This window comes from Ihubacter massiliensis, assembly GCF_024125305.1.
GTDB classification, from domain to species: Bacteria; Bacillota; Clostridia; order Peptostreptococcales; family Anaerovoracaceae; genus Hominibacterium; species Hominibacterium faecale.
This window is the reverse complement of the sequence record NZ_JAMXVH010000001.1, coordinates 2,705,581-2,730,274: the sequence shown is the minus strand read 5'-3', so window position 1 is coordinate 2,730,274 and position 24,694 is coordinate 2,705,581. Positions and strand designations below refer to the sequence as shown.

Here is a 24,694-nt window from a genome sequence, read left to right as displayed (position 1 = left end):
ATTTTCTACAGCAATCGGAACCCGGTGATTTTTACCGGGCATGAACATCCGGCACAGCTTTGCGCCGCTGTCCGGAATGGGGCAGATTATATAAAAAACCAATGCGGCCACTATCACTTTATGATAAAATAGGAATAGAAAAGAAGCAAAAGGGGAAAGCATGAGCACAGGAAGAAAAATTGTTTTTGTAATCGCCCTGATGGTGTTCGTAGGGTCTTTGGGGGCGATCCTCAATCACTACCTGACAGGGTGGAGAGCAGAGAAGGCCCTTACGGATTTGGGTGAGCTGAAAACAGAACAAGAAGATTTGGTGACAGACAAAGGGATTGTCATCGGAAAATATGTGGATCTTTATAAAAAGAATTCCGATCTTATAGGATGGCTTACGGTAGAGGGGACCCGCATGGATTATCCGGTCATGCAGACACAGCGCGATCCGGAATTTTACCTGAGGCGCAATTTTGATAAAGAATACAGCATCTCCGGCGTACCGTTCATGGATGCTCAAAGCGACATTTTTAAACCAACATCTAACTGGATGCTCTACGGCCACAATATGAAGGACGGAACCATGTTCCACGACCTTTTGGATTTTGCGGAAGAAGATTTTTACCAGGAGCACAAAACCATCAAATTCGATACTATCTACAAGGGTGGACAAGGAGAATACGAAATTGTAGCAGCCTTTTATTCACAGATTTACCCGGAAAACAAAAACGTGTTCAAATACTATAACCACGCAGGGCTTACTGGAAAGAAACAGTTCAACGAATACGTCAAGGAAGTCAAAAACCTGTCTGAATACGACACGGGAGTGGACGCCCAATACGGAGAACAGCTGATTACCCTATCTACTTGCAGCTATCACGTGCCGGATAAGCTGGGCAGATTCGCAGTTGTCGCCAAACGGGTAAAATAACAACGCGACGTATGATTAAAAAAATCAGCGCCGGAAACCGATTTCATATAAGAAATCAGGCTTCCGGCGCTGTTGTCATATAAAGCCCCTAATACAATCACATTATGTAAGTAAATCGCCGATGACCAGCACGATAAAATTGCTGTCATAAAGGGTCCGGCTGAAATAAGAAGCGTCCAGACTATCCAGAATCAGCTGCGTACTGGCCGGCGATACCAAATTCACCACCGGCAGCAAGAGCGCCAGAAAAAGAAAGACAAAGAGGACCCCGCGAATCATACCGGCAGCCAGGCCCAACAGCCCGTCCAAAAAACCGACAAACCCTTTGTTCTGCCTTTTAGATAGGGCCAAGGTCAGAAAAAAGGCAATCAATTTGACGGCCAGCAGGATGAGCAGAAAAGAGACAATCGTCATCGTCAGCTCGGTCAGCCTGCCGGCAATGTTCTGAGCCGCCTCCGACGCCGCTGTGTCGATTCCTTTTCCCAAAATCAAGGGCAGCGTGTCGGATGATGCTGCTAGCGAATCGGAGGACAGAGAAAGCTTGTCATAAAAGGCTTTATAAATCTGATCGTCCAGCTGGGTAGTATCGATCAAATACTTCCGCAGGGGCGATGCAAAAAAGAAGGCTGCGATCATGGCCCCCAGCCACCCCAGTGTATGGGTAAATGTATAAATAAACCCTTTGCGGAATCCGGAAACCATCGTCAGGATCAAAATGATAGCAACAACGATATCTAAAAACAAAATATACCTCCACTTTATTCGAATAGCCAGTTAAACCTGTTCATATATTACTAGAAAAACAGTGAAAAATCAAGGAGGTCGCAGACCATGGAGTATATGAGTCATAAAAAAAGCTTTATTATGCTGGATGAACAGAACCGGAACTTTGCCTTGGACAAAAACAAACAAATCCGTGGATACATAAAGTTGGAGACCGGTGGAAATCGAGGATCCCTGCGGGTAGGAGCAGAAAATCTCAGGTGCTTTGAACGAGGCAGCTATGTCTATAAGTTGATTTTATTCGGCAAGAAGAATGAAAAAACAATCTATAAAATTGTCGGTAACCTGATGATCAGCAGCAGAGGGCGCGGTGAAACCTATCTTCGAATTAATCCGGCAGATGTAGATGGAAATGGAAACGGCTTGGATTACTTTACCATTGCCATAATCGTCGCAGTATCGGCAACAGATAATCGGGAGCCGCTTCATCCGATTCTTCGGGGGACGCTGGAAGCAAAGATTGAAGCCGCAGGCAAGAAAGGGCCCGAGACCTATAATGACTATTATAACCACTACGTCCTGCAATGCTGTGAAGCGATTGAAAACAAAAAAGAACTTTACGACAGGCTGATTCCTTTTAAGGAAGACCGAACTGGAGCTGACTGGAGAAGGATCGTCAACTTGGGGAAATTCCCGCTGGTATCCCCGGGCGCTCAATATACCATGTCCAGATACAGACATTTCATCTTTGGCCTGAGCAAGGACTACTATTTTATCGGAGTACCGGGCCGCTATTTGGAACAAGAACAGCCGGACAGCGGCAATTCCGGATTTGTTCTCTGGCAGCCGATCATGGGTGCAGAAGGTTATCAAGCCGATGCTGAAGGCGCATCCTTAAAAAATAGGCAAGTGGCCTACGGCTATTGGATTGCGGCAGTCAACCGTTCGACTGGTTCAATCGAAGAATTTAAGAAATAACCCTCCGGCTTCCTCCCGATTTTCCCGTTAAACGGCGAATTTTGCTTGATAGAAACCAGAAAATATGGTAACATTGTAGGGTATATGAGGAAGTACATGTTAGAAGCCTTAAAAGAGGCGCAAATCGCTTATGATCTGGGTGAAGTCCCCATTGGAGCCGTAGTTGAAAAAGACGGCATGATCATAGGACGCGGACACAATTTAACAGAGAGAGCAAAAGATCCGACAGCCCATGCAGAGATGATCGCCTTGCGAGAGGCAGCGCAGGTGCTGGGCGGCTGGAGACTTTTGGGCTGTAATCTGTATGTTACGGCTGAGCCATGTGCCATGTGTGCGGGAGCCATTGTTTGGGCCCGCATTAAAAAACTTTACATTGGAACGATGGATCCCAAGGGAGGCGCATGCGGCTCTGTTTTCAATATACCGCAGGAACCGCGGCTCAATCATTATGTCGAAATTGAGACGGGCATCATGCAGCAGGAATGTCATGACATACTCAAAGCATTCTTTAAACAATTGAGAAAGAAGAAGTCGGAGGAAATACAACTATGAAAAGAATAGGCGCTATCTTATGCCTTTCCGTTATGCTGGTATTCATGTCAGCATCCGTTTGTTTTGCAGGACAAGGCGACTTGGCGATAAAAGATCAATACCCAAAGGACGGAGCTACGGGGACCGCAGTAGAAAATGCAAGTATTAAGATTTGGTTTAATCAGGATGTAAGGCCCAAGTCCAAAGATATTCGCAAGGCCAACAAAAAAGCTGTTAAACTGGTGGATGAAAAAGGCAAGGATGTTCCCATCTATGTGGCATACAGCCCCGACGAAGACGGGCTGATGATGGTTCTCAGCAGCGCAGACGCTAAAATCCAGGGAGACACGGAATATACCTTGACCATTGATCCCGAATTTCAGGCTACCAACGGAGATACGCTCGCTAAAGGAGATAAAGTTTCATTTAAAACGCTGGATCAATCCAAAAATATGACCGTAAACATGGTTATGATGGGTGTGATGATGGTCGGCATGATCTTTTTCTCATCCAGAAGCATGAAAAAACAGATGGAAAAGGAAAAGGCGGCAAAAGGCAAACATGATACGGTAAATCCATATAAAGAAGCCAAGCGCACAGGTAAATCCGTTGAAGAGATCGTAGAAAAGGATCAGAAGACAAAAGAAAAAGAAGCGGCGGCTGCTGCAAAACGAGCTGCCAAGCGGGCAAAAGAAGAAAAAGAACTGCTTGAGAAAGAAGCGAACAAAAAGCGGGTGGCGGGGCCGAGACCGATTTCTGCAGGCGGTGGAAAGTATAAGGCACCGAAAAAAGCAAAACCGAAAAAATCCCAGCAGCCAAATAAAGGAACAACCAGACCGAAGAACCAGACGGGAAAACAGAAGAACAGCAAGAACAAAAATAATTCCAAGAAAAAATAATGAAAAAGAGCGGGGGTATCCCGCTCTTTTTTGAGGAGGAGAAGATGCAGAGAATCCAAGTAAAAGCCTGTGGAAAAATCAATCTTTCCCTGGACGTAAAGAAAAGACTTGAAAATGGATATCACCAAGTGGAAATGGTTATGCAGCAGATTTTACTGCACGATGATGTTGCAGTGCGGTGGTTTGAAAACCAAAACGGCCGAGTTGAGATCGAAGTATCCACAAACAGACCCTATCTGCCGAGAGACAGCCGCAACTTAGCTTACAAGGCGGCGCATTTGATGATCCGCCAATACGGAGAAGCACGCAGCGGTAAGATTCGGATCGATATAAAAAAGAGGATTCCCGTGGCTGCCGGGCTGGCGGGAGGCAGCAGCAACGGAGCTGCTGTGCTTCACGCTCTAAATCAACTTTGGAGTTTGGGTTTGACTGTGAAAGATATGTGTGAAATGGGCAGTGAACTTGGATCGGATGTTCCCTTTTCCATCATGGGGCAGGCAAAGGAAAACCCGGATTTGGGACTTGCCAATGATCCCTTGGCTGCACACTGCGCCGTGGCCCGGGGAACAGGAACTGATTTGGAACCAATCATCGGGCTAAAGAGCCATCTGGTTCTCACCAAACCGTCTATTGGTGTGTCAACTGCGGAAGTCTATCAGGGACTTGCACTTGATAAAATTGAAGAACGTCCCAATACAGCTGAGCTTGTTGCTGCTCTTGCCGAAAAAAATTATAAAATAATTCAAAAAAATATGATCAATGTACTTGAAAATTTTACTCTTACAAGGTATCCTAATGTTATGTATACAAAGAACAAGGTTGAAAGGCTGTTTAACGAAGAGGCAGTTTTAATGAGCGGAAGTGGTCCCACTATCTTCGCTCTGTGTAGGAACAGGGGCGAAGCGCAGCGCGCTTATGAAGAGCTGAAAGCCTATAATAAAGAAACGTTCTGGACCAGAACTACCTATTAATGTGAGAGGAAAAAAGATGCTGAATTTTGATATCCAAAACCATAGACCCCTTAGAGAAATCGTATATGAAGAGCTGAAAATGCAGATACTGACTGGAAAGATCGTGCCGGGGACGAGAATGATGGAAGTGGAATTGGCAGAAGACATGGGTGTCAGCAGGACTCCAATCCGCGAAGCAATTCGCAAGCTGGAGAAAGAAGGTCTGGTGACTATAGAACCTAGAAGGGGCGCATATGCTTCTCAAATATCCACAAAGGATATGGTTGATATCCTGGAAGTGCGCCAGGACATGGAAGGGCTGGCGGCGTTTTTTGCTGCATCTCGTATGACTGACGGACAGATGGCGGAACTAAAAAAAGCGTCCGACTCCTACAACCAAGCAGTCGCAGAAGGCAACACCGCCAATATGATCGCTTATGATACCAAGTTTCACAGGATCATTGTGGAATCCTGCAACAACAATATTTTGGTACAAATGATTGAACAGCTGCAGGAGCTGGTTCTGAGATTCCGCTATATATACTATGATAACTTCCGCCGGGCGGAGAACATGCCGGAAGAGCATAGGCAAATCATGGAGGCCATTCGCGACGGGCGGGCTGCTGATGCCAGGGCCGCCGCTGATATACATATTGACCGGCTGAAGGACATGGTGATCCGGGACGGCATTGCCCAGGGACGCCGATAAAAGGCAACATAGCTGCAACCCAAAAGCCTGCGAGCCTTTTGGGTTGTTTTTTGCTTACGATCTGAAGACTGGACAGCGGTATCCCCCGCTCACTCCTCCTTCCTTAACTCCAAAAATCGGATTTCATTTGCAGATAGGTTGGCGGAAAGGGTGCAGCTGCCCCACGGCGAAATCATCTGATAAACGGTCCTGGGCGCTGACAGCGCTTGTATGCTCTCGAATTCCTGGCTAGTCAGCTGGCTCTTAAAATTAAGTTGCTTCCAGCCGCTGATGCAGGAGTCGCCGGCTTGAAACCGCCGCTCGGTAATCTGATATTCGCCGGAAATTTTAAAGAGGCTGAACTCATAGCTTTGGGATTCATCTTTGTTATCGTTGAAAAACAAAAGCTGATAGTTTTCCCCGCTTTTTACCAGCAGAAAAGTATCTTCCGCGCATACTACCGTTTCATACATTGTGGACAAAAGCGCATATAAGTAGTACTGGGGTTTTTTGAGCCCATTGATCGCCTTTAGCCCGGCCGTGTCCTGAGGCGAGTCGAACAAAGGCAGCTGGGGGATTTGATGGGGCGGCTTTACCAAAGCCTTTACCATGGAAAGACATTGGGTAAAAGGATCATAATGATCATAGAGTTTCTTGGGAATCAACCGGTGGCGGATGGGCAGGATGGTGCCTTCGGGTTCTTTTTTTAAGTCGATTTTCGCAGAGCGAATGATCCCACTGGCGCCGATAAATACCGGAAATTCGGAATAAGAATCGATGACATCGTTGATGCTTTCCAGAGGTAGTTCTTCGATTCGTTCCGCAGCATTCCCTAGAATCTGATCTTTGTAAAGCTGGCGGTATTCCTTGGGATGACAGCCGAACCACTCTTTAAAATTTTCCACATAATATTTTGCATTAGAGAAGCCGACGTTTTGCGAAATTTGTGAGACGGAGGCATTTGTAGTCAAAAGCTGCGCCTCTGACATTTCAACGCGAACCATACTGACAAAGTTGCGAAAGCTGTCGCCGATCTGCTTTTGGAAAAGATGGGACAGGTAATAGGTGTTGATGTTTTCTTTTTCTGCAATGGCAGCCAGACTTATTTTGTAGGGGTAGTTTTTATATACCAGGCTGACCACGCGGCTGACCCGGTCGATTTGCAGGATGTCGTGGGATATCATATGTTCAAAGCTGCGGTTGACCCGATCCACCTTGAAGCCCCGAAAATCCTTATATAAGGCGTCCATTAACTCCAAAGACAGATCTTTCATGCGGTTTTTGTAACCGCGTTTTTTTGCGTACAATTCGGAAATGATGGCGAAGATATGGGCTTTCATGGCCAGCTGCCTTTTGTAGGTGGCCACATCCTCGCTGCCCTTCGTGGTAAATACTTGGGTGTCCAGCTCCGGATAGAACTGGGAGAAGTAATCCATATTAAGACTGAGGACAACAACTAAGTTATTTTCTGTAAGGCCTTTTACTCCATGTACGTCATCACTATGAATAAAATGCATATGATTTTTTGAAAGATAATAGCGAGTGTAGGTCATTTTTAGATCAATCTCACCTTCCAGCACGTAGATGACTTGAATGTCATTGTGCATATGCCAAGGATACTCTTGAATCTTCAATACTTGTACCTTTATAGGCAGACCATCTTCATACTGAATCTTCTTTAACATTATGAATTCCTTTCCGGTTTCAGCTAGTCTTAGTTGCTATTTTTGATTATATCACATTCGGAAGGATCTGGGAAATACACAAGAAAAAATCTGAATATTTAAAAAAAAGACATTAAACTGCGCAAGAGAGTTATAGATTGAGGCAGCTATTTTGGATACAATTTGATCAAAGAAATGTCGAGGAGGGAAACGATGAAGAAGGTAACGGTTGCTGCAACGCAGATGATATGCGAAAAAGATCCGCAACTAAATGCAGATCGTGCAGAGAAATTAATTCGTCAGGCCGCCGCACAGGGAGCCAATATTATTCAGATTCAGGAACTATTTCACACCCAGTATTTTGCCCAAGTGGTCGATTATGAGAATTTAAAAATCGCAAGGCCGGCAGAAGGACATCCGTTAATTAAACGATTCTCCAAGCTGGCAAAAGAACTGAATGTGGTTCTTCCGATCAGCTTTTATGAAGAAAGCGGATGCTGCCGCTTTAATTCCATAATGGTCATCGATGCCGACGGCACCAATCTGGGAATTTACCGAAAAACCCATATTCCAGATGATCCCGGCTACTACGAAAAGTTTTATTTCAGTCCCGGGGACACAGGCTTTAAGGTTTGGGATACCCGTTTTGCCAAGATTGGAATCGGAATCTGCTGGGATCAATGGTTCCCGGAAGCCGCAAGGTGCATGGCTCTGATGGGCGCCGAGATTCTGCTGTATCCTACGGCCATCGGGACTTTTGCCGTACCGGAGCCGGAACTGGCCAGTGAGCCCGATGATTTTGATCACTGGCAAAATACCATGTTAGGCCATGCGGCGGCCAATATGGTGCCTGTTGTGGCTTCAAACCGTATTGGAATTGAAAAGATGGGCACAACGGCGATCCGCTTCTGGGGAGCATCCTTTATCTCCGATAACCGGGGAAACAAGGTTGCGGAGGCCGATACCGAACATGAGGCCGTGCTCACCGTATCTTTTGATCTGGATGAACTTGCAGCCTATCGAAGAGAGGTCTGTGTGTTCAGGGACCGCCGCCCCGAGTGCTATCAGAAATTGCTCACATTGGACGGAAAGAGTAAATAAAAGGATAAGGAGGCGGAAGTGAGAGTAACAAAAATATTTTACAATGGGGCCGTTTACACGGCTGACCGGCAGTGGAGCAAAGCCCAGGCCGTTGCTCTGGCAGGGACCAAAATCGCTGGTGTGGGAAGCAGCGATCAGATATTAGCATATAAAGAGGAGAACACGCAGGTGATCGATCTTCAGGGAAAAATGGTACTCCCAGGATTTGTCGACTCCCACGCCCATCCTTCCTGGGGCGGGACCGAGCTTTTATATAAAGTGGATCTGTTTGACTGTAAAGACGTCGACGAGTATTTGAGACGGATTGAAGCATTCCTGGAAGAGTATCCCCATATAACCTTTCTTCAGGGCGTTGGGTGGGTAAATCCTCATTTTCCGCCGCAGGGGCCGTCGCGCTTTATGCTGGATAAGATCAGGCCCGATCTTCCAATGGCCTTTGATTCAGGAGATCATCATTCCGTATGGGCCAACTCCAAGGCCATGGAGCTGGCCGGCATCGATGAGAATACGGTTTGCCCGGAGGGAGGAGTCATTGAGAAAGATCCAGTTACTGGGGAACTGACCGGAACCTTCCGTGAAGCGGCCCAGGATTTGGTGCGCAAGATCGTCCCCGACTATTCCGTAGAGGAATACATGGCAGGGCTTCTTAAGTATCAGGAGATTATGGCTTCCTACGGGATCACCATGTCCCATGATGCCATGATTGACGGAGACGGACCGGCTTATCAGGCGCTGCTTCGTCTGGAAAAAGAAAATAAGCTCATCTCTAAAATGAATGTTTCGTTTAATACTTATGCGGACGACCCACTGAAAGATGCGGATCAGTATGAGCGCTATCGTCAAGAGACGGACGGGATCATGCTCAAGGGCAAGCATGTCAAATTTTTTGTTGACGGTGTTATTGAGGCGTCTACTGCGTGGCTGAAGGAACCTTATGCCAATCGGCCCGATTACTGCGGCGAGCCTATCTGGAAGGAAGCGGATTTGAAGCAGGTAGTGGTTTTGGCAGATCAGGCGGGGCTGATGCCCCACTTCCACGTGATCGGCGACCGGGCGGCGGAGCAGATGCTGGATGTATTGGAATATGTTGAACAGGTGGGCGGTCCCAAGAAGAGGATGCCGCTGGCCGCCCATGTTCAGCTGCTGGATCCGATCGATCTGCCGCGGATGAAGCCGCTCAATGTGGCCATATCGGCGGACCCTTACTGGTATGTAAAGGACCCAGGATATTACTTCAAACTGGAAGAGCCGTTTTTGGGTAAAGAGCGGGTTGAAAAAGAATACCCCATGAAGACCTTCTTTGATGCCGGCCTGATCGTCGCATCGGCCAGCGATTTCAGTGTGACGCCTGTACCCAAGCCTCTTCGGGGGATTCAGATGGGAGTCAATCGTTGTTATCCGGAAATGAACAAGGAGGACCCAAACTGCGTACTTGGTAAAGAGGAGCGGGTGTCTCTGCGGCAGATGATTGAATCCTTTACCATCAATGGCGCCAAAGTGCTGGGACGCGAGGATGAGACAGGTTCCATCGAGTCCGGAAAAGATGCGGATTTGGTCATTCTGGAGAAGGACCTCTTCGAGATACCGGAGGATGAAATTGCATTCGTTGAAGTTTGCGAGACGATTTGCAGAGGGGAGACGATTTTTAAAGGGTAGATGGGGATAGGCCCTTCGGGGGCCCGTCGGGCCCGGATTAATAAAGGATGAAAAGCAAAATCATCGCTTGCGCTCGTTTTGGATTAAGTTTGCGATGATTTTTCATCGTGGGAAAAGCAAAACAGCAAGAAAAGCGATAATTTCCTGCTGTTCTTAGGCAAATTAGCAGCGAAAAAGGCCTAAAATCATCGTGGAAAAGGCTGCTGGCCACAGATCGCGATGATTTGCTCCCGGCCTCGAAACCTGCGAGAACATGATGCTTTCAGTTTTTTGCCGGCTCTAATCCAAGAGCGCCAGCAATCTGGCCGCGCTCTCCTCCGCACCGGGAACCGTTTGAAAAGAAAGCTGGCTGTACGCCTCATACAGAGGAAGGCGCACTTCATACATATGGGCCAGGGCAGCGCGGTCTTTTGAAAGGGGCCGCCCTTCCATGGCCAGCTCATCCAAAGGCCGCTGGAGAAAGACGATGCGCCCGTTCTGACCTAAAGCTGCCATATTTTCAGGGCGAAGAACAACGCCGCCGCCGGTTGCAATGACCTGACCCTTTTCTTTGCCCAGGCTGCGGGCGGCTTCCGTTTCCAGGCTGCGGAAATGGGCTTCGCCTGATTCGGCAAAAATCTCAGGAATCGATTTGCCGGCAGTTTGCTCGATGACCGAATCCATATCCACAAAGGATTTACCCAGCTTTTCTGCCAGCAGTTTGCCTAAAGTCGTCTTTCCGCAGCCCGGCATGCCGATGAGGACAATGTTTTCGATTTGCCGCCGCAGCTGGTGAAGAATGGATTCGTTGTGCTGCTGAAATCCGGTTTCGCCGAGAAAATATTCCGCAGCCGCCGTAGCCTGCGCCACCAGCATAGGAAGCCCATTGGTACAGGCAATGCCCCGCTCCCTGGCCTGCTGCAGCAGCACGGTGGAGAAGGGGTTATAAATAACGTCAATGACACCAGAGCAGGCGGGAAAATCCGCAAGGTCGATCAGGCTTTCGCCATTATGGGGATAAGTGCCTGCCGGGGTGGTGTTGACAATAAGATCGATATCTTTGTGGGACGAAAGCTCCTCATAAGAAATGCAGCCCGCCTCGCCCCGCCGGGTGGTGATGAGAATCCGGCGGGCACCTTGGTCTTTTGCCGCTTTGCGCGCCATGAGACTGGTGCCGCCGTTGCCCAAGATCAATACTTTTTTATTTTCAAAGGAGATCCCGGCCGCCTGAGCAGCATAGAGAAACCCTTGATAATCCGTGTTGGTGCCACAGAGCTGGCCGTCTCGGAAATAGAGGGTATTCACCGCTCCGATCTCCCGGGCCAGATCCGACACTTGATCGCAAAAGGGGATGACGGCCTTTTTATAAGGAATGGTAATATTCAGGCCGTCAAAGTTTCTGGCTGCGATAAAGGATTCAAATTCTGTTTTGCTGAGGCTGAAAAGCTGGTATGAATATTTGCCCAGGCTTTCGTGGATCTGCTGGGAATAGCTGTGCCCCAGTTTCTCGCCTATGAGTCCGTATGTCATGGCATGCTCCGTTAAATCGTTTCCGAATAGCTGCCCAGGAATACGAAGATTTCAGGCTGGTTTTCCAGCTGGCCCAGCAGATTGATCAGCTCCGGCGAATAAACGGAAGCCTCCATGTCGAAATAAAACATGAATTCGAAATCGCTTCCCGGCACTGGTCTGGATTCCAGCTTGGTCAGGTTGACACCCAGAGCGGAAAACTTGGCGATCATATGGTAGAGAGCGCTGGGTTTGTGAGGCAGGGAAAGCATCAAGCTGATCTTGTTTGCGCCCGGATAAATCTCCAGATTCTTGGAGATACAGATGAAGCGGGTGTAATTGTTGTCGCTGACCTGAATGTTGTTGTTGAGGGATTCCAGCCCGTACAACTCGATGCAATCGCTGGAGCAGATAGCGGCCACATCGCTGCGGTCGGATTCGGCGACCATCTTGGCAGCTCTGGCCGTATTTTCACAGACGGTAATTTCCACATCTTTCAGGGTTTTGAGGAATTCTCCGCATTGACCGATGGCCTGTTCGTGGGAGAAAATTTCCTTTACATCCTTCATCTGAGTGCCCGGTTTTGCCAGCAGATTGTGGCTGACCCTGAGACGAATGCTCTTGACAATATGGAAATTGTAGTTTTTCATCAAGTCATAGACCGTACCCACAGAGCCATAGGAGCTGTTTTCGATGGGCAGAATTCCATATTGGCACAGGCCCTTTTCAACCGCGTTGAAAACACCTTCAAAGCTGTTGAAGTACATGGTGCTGGGAACCTCGAAAAGCTTTTCGCAGGCAGCCTGAGAATAGGAGCCGGCAACCCCCTGACAGGCAACAACTGCTTTTTTCGGGAACAGCTTAGGCGTTTCTGCCAAAGCTTTTTCAATGCGGTCGCCGATATCGGAGATGCGGGACAAGTAATTGTTCTGATAAGAACGGCTGAGATCAAAGAGCGTGTTGAAGAGAATTCTTGCGTAACCGTCCAGCGGCTCGCCGATCTCATCGGAAATGCGATGCAGGATCTCCTTTTCCCTGGAAGTGTTGACAACCGGCAGGCTGTTTTCTTTCTTTTCCTTGGCGATTTCCAGGGCCAGGTTCATACGGTCCTTGAACAGCTGGGCAATCTGTGAATCCAACTGGTCGATGTCTTTTCTGATGTCTTCTAATTTCATTATTTTTCCTCCATAATCATATCTAAAAGTCCAATGGCGAGTGCGGCCTGACAAACAGGTACGGCGCGGACGGCCACACAAGGGTCGTGCCTGCCTCGAATGGACAGTTTTTCATTTTCTTTCTTGCTGAGACTGACGGACCGCTGCTCCTTGGCGATGGATGGCGTCGGCTTGAAAGCCAGTCTGGCGATCAGCGGCATTCCGGAAGTGATTCCCCCCAGGATGCCCCCGTGGTTGTTGGTTTCGGTTCGAATTTGATCTCCTTCGACAAAAAACGGGTCATTGTTTTCTGAGCCGTAAAGACGGGCGCTTTCAAAGCCGGCGCCGAACTCCAGACCCTTGACCGCAGGAATACCAAAGAAGATAGGAGCAAGGACGCTTTCCACGCCGTCATACATGGGACCGCCCAGACCAACCGGACAATTTCTGGCATAGACCTCGACAATACCGCCGATCGAATCTCCATCCTTTCTCGCCTGGAGAATCAGTTCCTGCATTTTTCCCCCCGCATTCTCAGAGATAACGGCAAAGGGGCGCTCAGGCGCATGGGGATCCAGGGGATTCAGCGGCGCGTCGCAGGCTGAGCCAACCGAATAAAGGTGAGCGCCCGTCTCAATACCTTCCTTGCGTAAAAGCTGGAGGGCGATTCCACCTGCTATGCACAGAGGAGCAGTCATTCTGGCGGAGAAGGGACCGCCGCCGGACATGTTCAGGCTGCCGCCGTACTTGACCCGGGCGGGAAAATCCGCATGACCGGGGCGGGGAACATCCCGCAGATTCTTGTAATCCCCTGATCGGGTATTGGTGTTGGCAATGGCCATGGTGATAGAGCGATCCATGGTGATCGCCAGATTATCGATTACCCGGATGCCGGATTTGGGCTGGACCAAGTCCGCTTCCTTGCGGGTGGTGGCAAAGGGACTGTTGCCTGGAGCCCGCCGGTCCAGAAAGTGCTGGAGCTCTGCCAGATCAAATGCTGTGCGGCGGGGCAATCCGGTGATGGTCACGCCGACTTCTGGCTCATGGGAACCGCCGAAAATGGTTACCTTTATATTTTTTCCAAAACTAGAGAACATGGTATTCACCTCCCAAAGCCTCAAAATCCTCAAAAAACGTCGGATAAGACTTGTTGACTGCTTCGGCGCCCTCTATGATGATGGGAGCTTCTGAAACAATCGATGCCACGGTCATAGCCATGACAATGCGGTGGTCGTTGTAGCCGCTGACAGTACCGCCTTTTAACCTGGGAACCCCTTCAACGATCAGACCTCCCGGCTCTTCCGTAATCTTTGCTCCCACCCGGGAAAGACAATCGTACATGGAGGCCAGACGATCCGACTCCTTGATTCGCAGCCGATGGGCATTGTGTATGCGGGTAGTGCCCTTTGCTGTGGAAGCGGCTACCGCCAAGATGGGGACCAAATCCGGAATTGGGGAAGCATCCACATGAATGCCACTCAGGGTATTGGCCATGGAAAGAACGCTGTTTCCTTTTACAGTAAGGTTTCCGCCCATTCTGCGGGCCAGATTGAGGATTTCCCGGTCGCCCTGCATGGATCGGGGGTTGATTCCGTTGCAGATTATCCCCGAATCGGAGGAAAGGATGCCGGCGATGATCCAAAAGGCAATATTGGACCAATCTCCTTCCGCCGCCAGGTCCCCCGGCGGAAGGTACTTCTGACCGCCCGGAATTTTATAAGTGGGACAGCCTTCCTTTTCTTCGATATAGACTTCAATGTGAAATTGTTTCAGCACATCCAGCGTCAAATCCACATAACCTCTGGACTCCAGCGGAGTCGTAATGCGGATTTGGCTGCCGGACTCCAGCAGGGGCAGCGCGTAGAGAAGGCCGGTGATATACTGAGAGCTTACATTTCCGGGAAGGGTAAAGACTCCCGCCTGCAAACGGCCCTGTATTTCACAAATCTCAGCGGAATTTCCCTTTTTGCGATGCTTATTGATAAACTTGCATCCGTGGGCCTCCATTTCTTCCTTTAGCGGAGAGATGGGGCGCTGCGGCAGTCTCCCGCAGCCGAGAAACAGGGCACGTTCCTTCAGCGCCATGGTAACTGGCAGCAGGAACCGCAAGGTTGATCCGCTTTCTTTACAGTCCAGGACAGGATGGTCCTTTTTCAGCTGCAAAAGACAAGCCCTGGTGGCTTCAATGTCCTGGGACGTGGTATCGATGGATATGGCTGGGGTCCGCTTGGATAAGGCAGCGGCGATCAGCAGCCGGTGCGCGTGGGATTTGGAGGCAACGGCCTTGACGCTGCCGACCAATGGTTGTGGAATGATTTCAATTTTCATGAAAGTCCTGCCTTTATAAATTCTTCTAATTGGGTGACGGGAATGGTTTTCAATGTACAGTTTCCCAAGGTAAGGGGGACGACCAGCGTGATCTTGTCTCCCATGCGTTTTTTATCGTTTAATGCGGCTGCGGTGAGCTCCTGGGCCGTATAAGGGCATTCCAGCGGGAAGGAAAACTTCTTCAAACTGGAAAGGATCGGCCTCAGGCAGTCCTCCTTGGACCATTCCAGTGCAAGCGAAGCCCGGGAACAAATCACCATGCCGATGGCCACCGCATGGCCGTGACTGATGGAAAAATCGCTGCATCTTTCAATGGCATGGCCGATGGTATGGCCGAAGTTAAGCAGCTGCCTCACGCCGGTATCCCGTTCGTCAGCCTCCACCACTTGCCGTTTAATTTCAATAGCCCGCTGGCTCAAATGGCGGATGGTTTCCGGCGCATCCAGCCGGGGAGCCTGCTGGATATAGGCAAAAAGCTCCTTATCGGCAATGGCTCCTGCTTTAATGGCTTCTGCGGCTCCATCCAGAAGCAAGTCGTAGGAAAGGGTCTTCATGGTGTCAATATCAAAGAGAACCAGCGATGGCTGCCAGAAGGCGCCGGCCAGGTTTTTCCCCGATGTCAAATTGACGCCTGTTTTTCCGCCCACCGAGGAGTCCACTGCGGCCAGAAGCGTGGTCGGAACCTGGACAAAGTCGATTCCCCGCAGATAGACGGCGGCTGCAAATCCGGCCAGATCGCCGGTGATGCCGCCACCCAGAGCGACGATTCCATCGGAGCGGGTCAGCTGGCTTTCCGCCAGAAACTCTAAAAGATGGGACACGGTATCCAGGCTTTTGGAAGCTTCTCCTGGAGGAAAGGTGAACTTTACCGTTTCGTATCCCGCTTTCAGCAGCGATTCCGCCAGCGCCTTACTGTAGAGCCGATCAACGGTATCATCGGCGACGATGCAAAGCTTTCGGGCTTTACCTGGCAGCGCCGCGCTGATCAGTTTTCCGGCCTGACACAGCAGCCCTTGACCTGTGAGAACCTGATACGTTTTTGAAGCTGTAATTTGAATGGTATCCATTAGAATATTTCTCCGTCTATCATTGCTTTTTTCTCCCTGCCGTCCTTTAACAAGCTGCGCAGAGTTTCTCCGTCCTTAGCTTTGATGGCTGCGCTGTATTCTTTCAGCCGATCAGCGATGCCGTCGATCTCCTCCGCCAGATAATCCGAATTGTCGAGAAACAGTTCCGTCCACATATCTTCGTTCAGCTTGGCTACACGAGTCAGATCCCGGTAGCTTCCGGCGGAAAATCCTTTATGCTTTATAGCCGCGGGGCTTTTAATGTAAGCGCTGGATACTGCGTGGGCCAGCTGGGAGGTAAAGGCGATCATCTGATCGTGCTCCTGCGGTGTTGCGATCTGCAGGTTGGTAAAGCCGATTGCAGTAAATAAATCTTTTACTTTTTCCACATCCTGTACGCTGCCCTTTGTCGGGGTTAGGATCATAGAAGCGTTTTTAAAAAGGGCCTTCTTTGCATGGTCAAAGCCGGAATGCTCCAAACCGGCCATGGGATGTCCGCCGATAAAGACGAAGCCCTGTTTCAGCGCCATGGGCTCGACCTGGCTGCAGACAATTTGTTTTACTCCGCAGCAGTCCAGCACAATGGAGCCTTTTTTAAACATCTCCTGATGCTCCCTGATATAATCGACAGCGGCCTTAGGATAAAGAGCCACGATAGTCAGGTCACATTCTTTCAGCAGGTTGTCTGTCAGCGCCTGGTCGATGGCGCCGATCAGCTGAGCTTTTTTTATGACCGTATCCTTCCTGTCGTATCCATATACGATGTGATCGGTGTTTTCTTTAATCGCTTTTGCCATGGAGCCGCCGATCAGCCCCAGACCGATAATTGCAATTTTCATGGCAGATGCTCCTTAACCCTTGTATGCGTGGGGCAAAATGGCGTTGACTGCTTCCACCACGTCGGTGAACGCTTCTGGTGTGAGAGACTGAGCTCCGTCGCAGAGGGCATGAGGCGGATCGTTGTGTACCTCGATCATCAGTCCGTCGGCGCCGGCCGCTGCTGCTGCCATAGCCATTGGTTTTACCAGATGGGCAATTCCGGTGGCGTGGCTGGGATCGACGACGATAGGCAGGTGGGTCATGGTCTTAAGAAGCGGTACTGCCGCCAGGTCCAAGGTATTTCTGGTGGCGGTTTCGAAGGTCCGGATTCCTCTTTCGCAGAGGATCACATTCTCATTGCCGCCGGCCATGATGTATTCTGCGCTCATAAGCAGTTCCTGCAAGGTGCTGGAAAGGCCCCGTTTGAGCAAAATCGGCTTATCCAGATGTCCCAGCTCTTTCAAAAGTTCGAAGTTCTGCATATTTCTGGCGCCGACCTGGATGACGTCCACATCCTCGAAAAGGGGAAGATGGGATAAATCCATTACTTCTGTAACGATGGGCAGCCCAGATTCTTTCTTGGCTTCCAGCAGCAGATTGATTCCTTCGGAGCGCATGCCCTGGAATGCGTATGGTGAAGTTCTCGGCTTGAAAGCGCCGCCGCGATAGAGATGAGCGCCGGCTTTTTTCACGTCCTTGGCGATCTGGCAGACCTGCTCTCTGGATTCGACGGAGCAGGGTCCTGCGATGATCTGAAAATTTCCGCCCCCGATTTTAGCGCCGGCAACGTCTACGATCGTGTCCTGAGGGTGGAACTTGCGGTTCACATTTTTATAAGGTTCCTGGACTCTCTTTACGGTTTCCACAATATCGAGGGCGTTGATGAGATCGATGTCTACGGCGGAAGTATCACCGATCAATCCAAGAATGGTGGTATTTTTTCCCTGACTGAAGTGAATGTCCAGGTTCATGCTCTTGAGCCAGGCGATTAAATTTTCAAGTTGTTTTTCTTCCGGATTGTCTTTTAAGATAATAATCATGCTATTCTCCTTTTCCTTAAAACGAAAAAACTCCGCAAGTGAATTTCACTTGCGGAGAGTATCTCGTGGTATTGATTGGCTTTCAACTAGTTAAACGAGTTATCCCATTGCAGCAAAATTCACTTTACCCTTAAAAAAGAAAGTAAAGTAAAAATAAAAGTATTCAGCTGCAAATGTGTTGAATTTGTTTAACATCGCTTTTATCCTCTCTTGATAATCTGTAAGCATTTTACCACAGGGCATCCGCAGATGTAAAGCGGTTTTTGTGAAAAACCATAAAAAACTTTACAAAATTTGTGCTGCGTAAATAATGAACTTGCTGACACCGGTGCATGGTCTGCCGAGCCGATTGCCGTATTTTCAGCTGATTGCAAGACTAAGCACGGATGATGCGGCCGGATTTTCTCTCCGGGGGCAGGGGCAGATCGCAGTCCGCATAGCCTAGAGCCAGGGAGCCGATTCCCGCAAAGCCTTCGGGGATCCCCCACTGCTTCATCAGATCTTTGCCTTCTTCGGTTTGGAACATTTCCCGCTCACGGTGAATCCAGCAGGCCGCCAGCCCGATGGAATGGGCCGCCAGCATCATGGTATCCAGCACACAGCTGGCATCTTCAATATAAGTGGTGCGCTCTTCCGGCGCAAAGACAAGAATGACGGTAGGCGCGCCGTAGTAAGGATTCTTGTCGGATCCCAGGACCTGGGCGTTCATCTTTACGATCTTGGCCATGGTATCCGGCGCCTGTACGGCCACCAGAATCGGGCACTGCATGCCCCTGCCGGAGGGCGCGTAAGTGCCGGCCTCTAAAACAGTCTCCAGTTCCTCCTCTTTAATCTGGGTTTGTTTATATTTACGAATGGATCTTCTTGTTACGATATTTTGCAATACCTCATTTTTCATCATAAGCATCTCCTTTCCGTTTCGCTCCCGCCCTTCGCCAGGAAAACAAGCTCCGGCTGGGCAGGACATCCAATCTTGAATTTTGCCGCAGATTAGCTGCGGAGCTTTGCTATAATACAGGAAATATCGATTGCGTAGCATTTCCTGTATTTCAAAAAAGTTTACCTTGTGAAAGTGAGCGCGAAGCGCGAATAACGTTTCCAAAGGAAACTTTTTTATTATTGTAGTCTCTTTCTGAAAAGGTGTCAAATGGGTTTTATGAAAAATAAATATTAATATAATATTGACTTTAATAAAATTAAATGTTATTTTAAAATTATTAAAGGAGGGACGTGTGTATGACTTCATTTATATGGATCGGCTATATATCAGCCCTATCGGTGTTCACCGGCCTTTGCCTGATTATCGCCGCTATTGCGGCAGAGGTCCAGCTGGTTAAGAGAAAGAAAAAAACTGCGGTCGTTTTAATTGCGGCGGCACTGGTCCTTGGAACCGGAAGCAGTGTGTTTTTCAGTGTGGTAACCGAACATAGGTCTCCAGCAGCCCGCAGTGAAATTTACATTTATAAGGATCCCGAGAACTTTGAGGACGCTGTGGGAAAATTCCAGGTCGTCCAGGATGAACAAGACCAGATCCAGGGCTTCGGCAAACTGGCCGTCAAGGAAGGCGGGACCATCAAATATATGGATATGGAATTCGACCGGCAGCACCGAATGATCGGCGGCAAAGAGGCTTTACAATATGAAACGGCTGTTAACGACGCGCTGAAAGCAGAGTGGGCGGGCAATACAATGATCGGCAAATCAGCCGCCATCGATGAGCTGAACAAGATCAGAGAAGGCTATGACAGTGAAATTACGTATTTTGACAAAAGCCTGTTTCCAAGGAATTTTCTGATTCATAACCTTCTCACATTGGTCCTGCTTGCCATTTATCTGGCCGGTAAGATCAGGGAAAAACGAAAAAGAGCCTCTGGGCTGGACAGCACGAAAATACAGGATCTATAAGGAGGAAATCAATTATGACCATTGAACTGGTACCGGAATGGATGGCGGGTTTGGAAGAAGAGGACGTTACGTTTATTAAACGGTTTGTTTTATCCTCAGGGTCTTTGAAGGATATGGCCCGCCAATATGAAGTCACATATCCCACAGTCAGGCTGCGTCTGGACCGGCTGATCCAAAAAATTCAGATGGAAGAGGAAAAAGGCCCGGAACCTTATGTGGATTTCATCAAGAAACTGGCCTTAAACGATAAGCTGGACTTTGAAACGGCCAAGTTGATTATCAATGAGTATAGAAAGGAGCGGCAGGATGGAGCGTAATGCCATGATATGGTTTCTGATCTTTCTTGTTTTCATTATTGTGCTTTTAGGCCTGGAACTTCTGCTTTCCACCCGCAGGAACAAATGGTGGGGTTTGATCCCGATGGCGGCGGCAGCGGCTATTGTGATCTGCCTGAATTTAAGCTTGTTAGAGGCATCCAGCTCCTATACCGTAAAAAAACTTACCGCAGAGGACGGCGGCAATCAGTTTGCGATCAGCCTTCGTTATGATAAAAAGGGAGAACTGGTGGACTTCTCTGATCTGCAGGTTCGCGACAAAAGGGGAACCTTGATCGATGAGGTCTATTTATCCTTTGACAAAAGCGGCAGGCTGGAGAGCGAAAGCGACAGGGCCATCTACCAGGAAACGATCGACAGGATGCTGGATGGGAGCAAGCTGACCGGTTTTCCCGCCGGGGATGCAATTGAGAAAGATATGATTCCCCTTGGCGACGGACTTTATGTAAGTACGACGAGCTCCTGGGTTGCCAGTGTCTTATGGGTGGTCGTTCCCATGATTCCGGTTTATGTGATCGGACGCCTGGTGGTGCGGGCCAGGAGGCGGAAAGCGGAGCTGAAAAAGCTGCAGGTGGAGGGGCTTTAAATGTTTTGTGCGGTCCGCCGACTGGCTGGATTTGCGATCCCACCGATCAAATGGAATTTATCCATTTGGTCGATTACTTCTTATTGGAAGTATCTTCATCATCAGACCTCTTATTCTTACTCTGGGCACTTGCTCCAAAGCAAAGGCAAGCAGAACCTAAGCACAGCCAAATTACGCCGGATGAAAAGCCCGAATTGATAAACTTAGTAATAGCGACTATGTAAAATAACACCGAAGCTAAATAGTATAAAGTCACGGTTGTTTTCTTGTTCATAATATTTTCTCCTCCCATTTCCTAGTTCAATTCTGTCTGTTTCAAAGATGGAATAGATGCATCTACATTGTACCATACACCATAATTTCCATCCATAGGGTTTCATTCAGATTGGCCATCTTCGCCCTACGATTGTAAACATTGTGCTTGTTCTCGCACGGAGGAGAGCAAAATACGGCGCTGGGTCTGCTTACGACAAATGCTTTGGTGCAATGCCGCCATACGCTCCGGCATGAATTTGCAGCGAATCGCTGGTGCATATTGACCTGCCGGCACAAACGTGTGATAATTGTGACAACGAATATAGGAGGATCGGATACATGATTGAAATTCCAGAAAGCAGCACGCTGGCAAAGCAGCTCAACCAGACCATCCGCGGAAAAGGCATCGAGACTGTAAATGCGGCAAAGTCGCCCCACAAATTCGCTTTTTTCACAGGGGATCCGCAAGACTATCCCAGCAAGCTGGAGGGCCAGACAGTCCATGAAGCCCAAGCCCTCGCAGGCATCGTACAGCTTCATATTGGCGATCTGTGTCTGACCTTCAACGACGGCACAAATCTGCGATTTTTTCAAGCAGATGAAAAAAAGCCGGAAAAGCATCAGCTGTTTATCGAATTCACAGACAAAACAGCATTGACATGCAGTGTTCAGATGTACGGCGGGATCCATTTATTCAAAGAGGATGAGAATGATGATATGTATTATTCAGTGGCAAAATCAAAGCCGTCTCCATTGACGGAAGCTTTTGATTTTTATCATTTCTGCTCAATATGGGATGAGGCCAAACAGATCCTCAGCATCAAAGGGCTCCTGGCTACGGAGCAACGCATTCCCGGTCTGGGAAACGGTGTCTTGCAGGATATTTTGTTCCGTGCAGGTGTAAACCCCAAAAGCAAGCTGTGTGACTTGGAAGAAAAGCGGCGGCGGATTTTTGAAAGTATAAAGGAAACTCTGGCGGAGATGGCGGAAAAAGGCGGCAGGAATACGGAGAAGGATTTATTTGGAAATCCCGGAGGCTATAAATCGATTCTTTCCAGCAAAACTTGGAAAGAACCCTGCCCGGTCTGCGGCAGCGCCATTGAAAGAAAGGCCTATCTGGGAGGAAACGTCTATTACTGCCCGGTATGCCAGTCATTAAAGTGAGGGGATGAAGCGGATGCTGTATGAGTATGAAGAATTTGAAAAACTGCAATATGAAGGCGGCCTTGTGGAAGACTGCATTTTTACCGACTGCATCTTTAAGGAGTGCAGGTTCCTGGAGATGGAGATTCGGCATTGTTCCTTCAAAAGCTGTACGTTCCAGAGCTGCACGATTTTAAACAACGATTTTAAATTTACCGATGCTACGGACAACCGTTTTGAAGGCTGCTCGGTGATTGGCATGGCCTGGAATGAAGTGGAAAAGGAAAATAATATTATGCTTCCTTTCTCGGCTTTTGAAGCATGTACCCTGAAACACAATTTATTCGTGGGATTCAAGATGAAGAAGTTCCGGTTCGATGATTGTGATTTGATCGGCAGTTCCTTTCAGCAGTGCGATTTGAAGGACAGCTCGTTTCGGCGCGCCGGGCTGAAGGATGTCAGCTTTCAGCAGAACAACCTGACCGGAGCTGATTTTCGCGATGCCCAGGATTATCTGATTTCCCTGGAGAATAATCAGCTGAAAAAAGCGAAGTTTACCTTTCCGGATGCCATTCGCCTGCTTTCCGCAACTGGAATTATTGTGGAGTGATTGGCTTCTCAGAAGCCAGGGGATCATTTTTTCAGGATGAGGCCCTGCAAACCAACCCATGACTTTGTGAAAAAATGTGATTATCACCAGCCCCGCAGTAAAGCGGGGCCTTTTTCCTGTATGACGGCATTTTAATCAAATTGACGGAATCTTCAAGCTATTATACAATAAACATTAATCTATTTTAAAGGAGGCGTGCGGCATGCAGGGAACAAAACTGATCGGCGTAAACAGAAAACTGGTAAAACAGGAAACGGACGCAGAGCTTTATTTTGAAGAGGAAAAACTGATTAAAGCGCTGCCCAAAGAGCTCTTGATGAAATGTTCGGAAAAGGAACTGCAATCGATTATCGACTGTATTTACGATGGCATTTACATAACAGACGGACAAGGCTACACTCTGATGGTCAATCAGGCATCGGCAAAATATGTGGAAGAACTTCCCCCTGATATCATCGGCAAGAACGTAAGGGAAATGGTTGAAGAGGGATACTGGAGCGAATCAATCTGTCTGGAAGTGATCAAATATAGAAAAATGATAAGCAAAGTTCAGATGGTGGAAGGCAAAGAAGTACTGACCACAGCAATTCCCTATTTTGATAATGGAGAATTGGTGAGGATTGTCGCAACTGATCGTGATATCTCACAGCTGCAGGAGATGCAGGAAAAACTCAGACAAATGGAGGAAACGGCCGAACAATACGAGTCCCGCCTGGAGTATTATCGGAAAAAGAACCTGGACGGAGACGCGCTGATCTATAAAAGCAAGAAGATGAAAAACTTGGTCGATTCGGCTGTGAGAGTGGCAAAGCAGGATGTGACCATCTTGATCCAAGGTGAATCGGGGACAGGAAAAGAAAAACTGACCGATCTGATCTACAAAAACAGCCTGCGCAGCGAAGGTCCCTTTGTCAAAATCAACTGTGCGGCCATTCCTGAGAATCTAATCGAATCCGAATTATTCGGCTATGAAAAAGGAACCTTTACCGGGGCAGAGAAAAGTGGAAAAAAGGGCCTCTTCGAAGTGGCGGACAAGGGCACATTGCTTCTGGATGAAATTGGGGAATTACCGCTTCACCTGCAATCCAACCTGCTGCGAGTTATTCAGGAGAAAGAAATCATGCGCATCGGCGGCAGAAAACGGGTGCCCATCGATGTGAGAATCATAGCCGCTACCAATGTAAATTTGCAGGAGGCTGTAAAGGAAGGCAAATTCAGAGAAGATTTGTACTATCGATTAAATGTGATTCCTCTGATAATTCCGCCGCTCAGAGAGCGCAGGGAGGATGTGGCGGAGCTTATCGACTGGTTCCTCGACAGTTACAATCGGAAGTATAAAACCAAAATTGGCATTTCGCAAAAAGCAATTGAAGTATTCACCGATTATGACTGGCCGGGGAATGTCCGTGAATTGAAAAATGTGATCGAGCGCCTGATTATCATCTTGGAAGGTGAAGAGATTACGGAAAAACAAGCTGCCAGGCAAGTGGGCGGCAGTGTAAATGAAGAGCTGCAGCCGGATGAAAGCCTATCACTTACCCAGCAAGTAGAGAATTTCGAAAAAAGCCTACTGCAATCCACTATGAAGAGGGCTGGGACAGGAAGTGAAGTGGCAAAGCTTTTAAAAGTCAGCAAATCAACCGTTTCCAAGAAATTTAAAAAACATGGTTTATCATTTTGAAAGGCTATCGGTTTCCAATCGGAAACCGATAGTTTCTATCTGGAAACATAAAAAAGAAAGCGATTAAGGGACATTGGACAGGAAATTGAGGCACTGAGTTTCCAAATAGAAATTAAATAATGAAATTTTTCAGAAAAATTAGATAAAGTGAAGATTTTGAAAACTTATTGATCG

Annotated in this window: 25 protein-coding genes; 14 read left to right on the top strand and 11 right to left on the bottom strand. The window is 48.3% G+C overall.

All coding sequences use genetic code 11. The annotated features are described in order from the left end of the window. Window positions 1-160: 160 nt before the first annotated feature. Window positions 161-919, top strand: coding sequence for a class B sortase (gene srtB / locus NIA71_RS12680; protein WP_148397933.1), 759 nt, complete (start codon window positions 161-163; stop codon window positions 917-919). Window positions 920-1,021: 102 nt separating this feature from the next. Here srtB and NIA71_RS12675 read toward each other — a convergent pair whose 3' ends face one another. Then, entirely contained in the window at window positions 1,022-1,663 is a 642-nt protein-coding gene (locus tag NIA71_RS12675) for a CvpA family protein (protein WP_148397932.1), read from the bottom strand. 87 nt (window positions 1,664-1,750) lie between these two features. On the opposite strand from NIA71_RS12675, the gene NIA71_RS12670 reads away from it, so the two are divergent. The 5 genes from NIA71_RS12670 (at window position 1,751) to NIA71_RS12650 (ending at window position 5,709) form a co-directional block, all read left to right on the top strand. After that, entirely contained in the window at window positions 1,751-2,620 is an 870-nt protein-coding gene (locus tag NIA71_RS12670) for a hypothetical protein (RefSeq protein WP_148397931.1), read from the top strand. A 96-nt stretch (window positions 2,621-2,716) separates the two neighbouring features. Further along, a complete protein-coding gene (tadA, locus tag NIA71_RS12665) occupies window positions 2,717-3,172 on the top strand; it encodes a tRNA adenosine(34) deaminase TadA (RefSeq protein ID WP_148397930.1) in 456 nt (151 codons plus the stop codon). After that, window positions 3,169-4,050, top strand: a complete 882-nt coding sequence (locus NIA71_RS12660) for an Ig-like domain-containing protein (protein ID WP_148397929.1) — start codon at window positions 3,169-3,171, stop codon at window positions 4,048-4,050. The genes tadA and NIA71_RS12660 overlap by 4 nt, the downstream gene beginning before the upstream one ends. A 44-nt stretch (window positions 4,051-4,094) precedes the next feature. Continuing rightward, the gene (ispE, locus tag NIA71_RS12655; RefSeq protein WP_253020575.1) at window positions 4,095-5,021 is read left to right on the top strand and encodes a 4-(cytidine 5'-diphospho)-2-C-methyl-D-erythritol kinase; all 927 of its coding nucleotides are present in this window, start codon (window positions 4,095-4,097) and stop codon (window positions 5,019-5,021) included. 16 nt (window positions 5,022-5,037) lie between these two features. Beyond that, window positions 5,038-5,709 (top strand): GntR family transcriptional regulator, encoded by a 672-nt coding sequence (locus NIA71_RS12650; protein ID WP_148397927.1) that lies wholly within the window; start codon window positions 5,038-5,040, stop codon window positions 5,707-5,709. Between the two features lie 89 nt (window positions 5,710-5,798). Here the strand turns inward: NIA71_RS12650 and NIA71_RS12645 are convergent, their stop codons facing one another. Further along, window positions 5,799-7,373 carry a helix-turn-helix domain-containing protein gene (locus NIA71_RS12645; protein ID WP_148397926.1) on the bottom strand — a complete coding sequence of 525 codons (1,575 nt, stop codon included), beginning with the start codon at window positions 7,371-7,373 and terminating at the stop codon, window positions 5,799-5,801. A 192-nt stretch (window positions 7,374-7,565) separates the two neighbouring features. On the opposite strand from NIA71_RS12645, the gene aguB reads away from it, so the two are divergent. Together aguB and NIA71_RS12635 are read left to right on the top strand one after the other, a co-directional pair. Further along, complete coding sequence (gene aguB, locus NIA71_RS12640; RefSeq protein ID WP_148397925.1) at window positions 7,566-8,453, top strand: N-carbamoylputrescine amidase; 888 nt, start codon at window positions 7,566-7,568, stop codon at window positions 8,451-8,453. Between the two features lie 18 nt (window positions 8,454-8,471). Then, a complete protein-coding gene (locus NIA71_RS12635; protein WP_253020574.1) occupies window positions 8,472-10,109 on the top strand; it encodes an amidohydrolase in 1,638 nt (545 codons plus the stop codon). Between the two features lie 279 nt (window positions 10,110-10,388). On the opposite strand, the gene NIA71_RS12630 is transcribed toward NIA71_RS12635, so the two are convergent. From NIA71_RS12630 to NIA71_RS12595, 8 genes are all read right to left on the bottom strand, one after another. Further along, window positions 10,389-11,618 (bottom strand): shikimate kinase, encoded by a 1,230-nt coding sequence (locus NIA71_RS12630; RefSeq protein ID WP_148397923.1) that lies wholly within the window; start codon window positions 11,616-11,618, stop codon window positions 10,389-10,391. 11 nt (window positions 11,619-11,629) lie between these two features. Beyond that, a complete protein-coding gene (locus NIA71_RS12625) occupies window positions 11,630-12,772 on the bottom strand; it encodes a bifunctional chorismate mutase/prephenate dehydratase (RefSeq protein ID WP_148397922.1) in 1,143 nt (380 codons plus the stop codon). Continuing rightward, window positions 12,772-13,848, bottom strand: a complete 1,077-nt coding sequence (gene aroC, locus NIA71_RS12620) for a chorismate synthase (protein WP_253020573.1) — start codon at window positions 13,846-13,848, stop codon at window positions 12,772-12,774. The genes NIA71_RS12625 and aroC overlap by 1 nt, the downstream gene beginning before the upstream one ends. After that, entirely contained in the window at window positions 13,838-15,079 is a 1,242-nt protein-coding gene (locus tag NIA71_RS12615) for a 3-phosphoshikimate 1-carboxyvinyltransferase (RefSeq protein ID WP_253020572.1), read from the bottom strand. Before NIA71_RS12615 ends, aroC begins: the two co-directional genes overlap by 11 nt. Then, a complete protein-coding gene (aroB, locus tag NIA71_RS12610; protein WP_253020571.1) occupies window positions 15,076-16,146 on the bottom strand; it encodes a 3-dehydroquinate synthase in 1,071 nt (356 codons plus the stop codon). Before aroB ends, NIA71_RS12615 begins: the two co-directional genes overlap by 4 nt. Further along, a complete protein-coding gene (locus NIA71_RS12605) occupies window positions 16,146-16,985 on the bottom strand; it encodes a prephenate dehydrogenase (protein ID WP_253020570.1) in 840 nt (279 codons plus the stop codon). Before NIA71_RS12605 ends, aroB begins: the two co-directional genes overlap by 1 nt. Before the next feature lie 12 nt (window positions 16,986-16,997). After that, window positions 16,998-18,005, bottom strand: a complete 1,008-nt coding sequence (gene aroF / locus NIA71_RS12600; RefSeq protein ID WP_148397917.1) for a 3-deoxy-7-phosphoheptulonate synthase — start codon at window positions 18,003-18,005, stop codon at window positions 16,998-17,000. Between the two features lie 376 nt (window positions 18,006-18,381). Further along, the gene (locus NIA71_RS12595; protein WP_332108548.1) at window positions 18,382-18,906 is read right to left on the bottom strand and encodes a nitroreductase family protein; all 525 of its coding nucleotides are present in this window, start codon (window positions 18,904-18,906) and stop codon (window positions 18,382-18,384) included. A 335-nt stretch (window positions 18,907-19,241) separates the two neighbouring features. Between NIA71_RS12595 and NIA71_RS12590 the strand changes: the two genes are divergently transcribed. From NIA71_RS12590 to NIA71_RS12580, 3 genes are read left to right on the top strand one after another with little or no spacing between them, the layout of a single operon-like run. Beyond that, entirely contained in the window at window positions 19,242-19,910 is a 669-nt protein-coding gene (locus NIA71_RS12590; RefSeq protein WP_253020569.1) for a hypothetical protein, read from the top strand. A 14-nt stretch (window positions 19,911-19,924) separates the two neighbouring features. Then, window positions 19,925-20,227 (top strand): DUF2089 family protein, encoded by a 303-nt coding sequence (locus tag NIA71_RS12585; protein WP_148397915.1) that lies wholly within the window; start codon window positions 19,925-19,927, stop codon window positions 20,225-20,227. Then, window positions 20,217-20,831: a hypothetical protein gene (locus NIA71_RS12580; RefSeq protein WP_148397914.1), complete on the top strand. Its 615-nt coding sequence runs from the start codon at window positions 20,217-20,219 to the stop codon at window positions 20,829-20,831. The genes NIA71_RS12585 and NIA71_RS12580 overlap by 11 nt, the downstream gene beginning before the upstream one ends. A gap of 73 nt (window positions 20,832-20,904) precedes the next feature. Here NIA71_RS12580 and NIA71_RS12575 read toward each other — a convergent pair whose 3' ends face one another. Continuing rightward, complete coding sequence (locus tag NIA71_RS12575; RefSeq protein ID WP_148397913.1) at window positions 20,905-21,105, bottom strand: hypothetical protein; 201 nt, start codon at window positions 21,103-21,105, stop codon at window positions 20,905-20,907. A gap of 320 nt (window positions 21,106-21,425) precedes the next feature. On the opposite strand from NIA71_RS12575, the gene NIA71_RS12570 reads away from it, so the two are divergent. The 3 genes from NIA71_RS12570 (at window position 21,426) to NIA71_RS12560 (ending at window position 24,520) form a co-directional block, all read left to right on the top strand. Next, complete coding sequence (locus NIA71_RS12570) at window positions 21,426-22,250, top strand: DNA-formamidopyrimidine glycosylase family protein (RefSeq protein WP_148397911.1); 825 nt, start codon at window positions 21,426-21,428, stop codon at window positions 22,248-22,250. Between the two features lie 13 nt (window positions 22,251-22,263). Further along, a complete protein-coding gene (locus NIA71_RS12565; protein WP_253020568.1) occupies window positions 22,264-22,839 on the top strand; it encodes a pentapeptide repeat-containing protein in 576 nt (191 codons plus the stop codon). A gap of 202 nt (window positions 22,840-23,041) precedes the next feature. Further along, entirely contained in the window at window positions 23,042-24,520 is a 1,479-nt protein-coding gene (locus NIA71_RS12560) for a sigma-54 interaction domain-containing protein (protein WP_253020567.1), read from the top strand. Window positions 24,521-24,694: the final 174 nt, after the last annotated feature.

Bases quoted from the DNA above. Each gene is read 5' to 3' on its own strand.
- srtB (WP_148397933.1), top strand. From the start codon at position 161: ATGAGCACAGGAAGAAAAATTGTTTTTGTAATCGCCCTGATGGTGTTC.
- NIA71_RS12670 (WP_148397931.1), top strand. From the start codon at position 1,751: ATGGAGTATATGAGTCATAAAAAAAGCTTTATTATGCTGGATGAACAG.
- tadA (WP_148397930.1), top strand. From the start codon at position 2,717: ATGTTAGAAGCCTTAAAAGAGGCGCAAATCGCTTATGATCTGGGTGAA.
- NIA71_RS12660 (WP_148397929.1), top strand. From the start codon at position 3,169: ATGAAAAGAATAGGCGCTATCTTATGCCTTTCCGTTATGCTGGTATTC.
- ispE (WP_253020575.1), top strand. From the start codon at position 4,095: ATGCAGAGAATCCAAGTAAAAGCCTGTGGAAAAATCAATCTTTCCCTG.
- NIA71_RS12650 (WP_148397927.1), top strand. From the start codon at position 5,038: ATGCTGAATTTTGATATCCAAAACCATAGACCCCTTAGAGAAATCGTA.
- NIA71_RS12645 (WP_148397926.1), bottom strand. From the start codon at position 7,373: ATGTTAAAGAAGATTCAGTATGAAGATGGTCTGCCTATAAAGGTACAA.
- aguB (WP_148397925.1), top strand. From the start codon at position 7,566: ATGAAGAAGGTAACGGTTGCTGCAACGCAGATGATATGCGAAAAAGAT.
- NIA71_RS12630 (WP_148397923.1), bottom strand. From the start codon at position 11,618: ATGACATACGGACTCATAGGCGAGAAACTGGGGCACAGCTATTCCCAG.
- NIA71_RS12625 (WP_148397922.1), bottom strand. From the start codon at position 12,772: ATGAAATTAGAAGACATCAGAAAAGACATCGACCAGTTGGATTCACAG.
- aroC (WP_253020573.1), bottom strand. From the start codon at position 13,848: ATGTTCTCTAGTTTTGGAAAAAATATAAAGGTAACCATTTTCGGCGGT.
- NIA71_RS12615 (WP_253020572.1), bottom strand. From the start codon at position 15,079: ATGAAAATTGAAATCATTCCACAACCATTGGTCGGCAGCGTCAAGGCC.
- aroB (WP_253020571.1), bottom strand. From the start codon at position 16,146: ATGGATACCATTCAAATTACAGCTTCAAAAACGTATCAGGTTCTCACA.
- NIA71_RS12605 (WP_253020570.1), bottom strand. From the start codon at position 16,985: ATGAAAATTGCAATTATCGGTCTGGGGCTGATCGGCGGCTCCATGGCA.
- aroF (WP_148397917.1), bottom strand. From the start codon at position 18,005: ATGATTATTATCTTAAAAGACAATCCGGAAGAAAAACAACTTGAAAAT.
- NIA71_RS12595 (WP_332108548.1), bottom strand. From the start codon at position 18,906: ATGATGAAAAATGAGGTATTGCAAAATATCGTAACAAGAAGATCCATT.
- NIA71_RS12590 (WP_253020569.1), top strand. From the start codon at position 19,242: ATGACTTCATTTATATGGATCGGCTATATATCAGCCCTATCGGTGTTC.
- NIA71_RS12585 (WP_148397915.1), top strand. From the start codon at position 19,925: ATGACCATTGAACTGGTACCGGAATGGATGGCGGGTTTGGAAGAAGAG.
- NIA71_RS12580 (WP_148397914.1), top strand. From the start codon at position 20,217: ATGGAGCGTAATGCCATGATATGGTTTCTGATCTTTCTTGTTTTCATT.
- NIA71_RS12575 (WP_148397913.1), bottom strand. From the start codon at position 21,105: ATGAACAAGAAAACAACCGTGACTTTATACTATTTAGCTTCGGTGTTA.
- NIA71_RS12570 (WP_148397911.1), top strand. From the start codon at position 21,426: ATGATTGAAATTCCAGAAAGCAGCACGCTGGCAAAGCAGCTCAACCAG.
- NIA71_RS12565 (WP_253020568.1), top strand. From the start codon at position 22,264: ATGCTGTATGAGTATGAAGAATTTGAAAAACTGCAATATGAAGGCGGC.
- NIA71_RS12560 (WP_253020567.1), top strand. From the start codon at position 23,042: ATGCAGGGAACAAAACTGATCGGCGTAAACAGAAAACTGGTAAAACAG.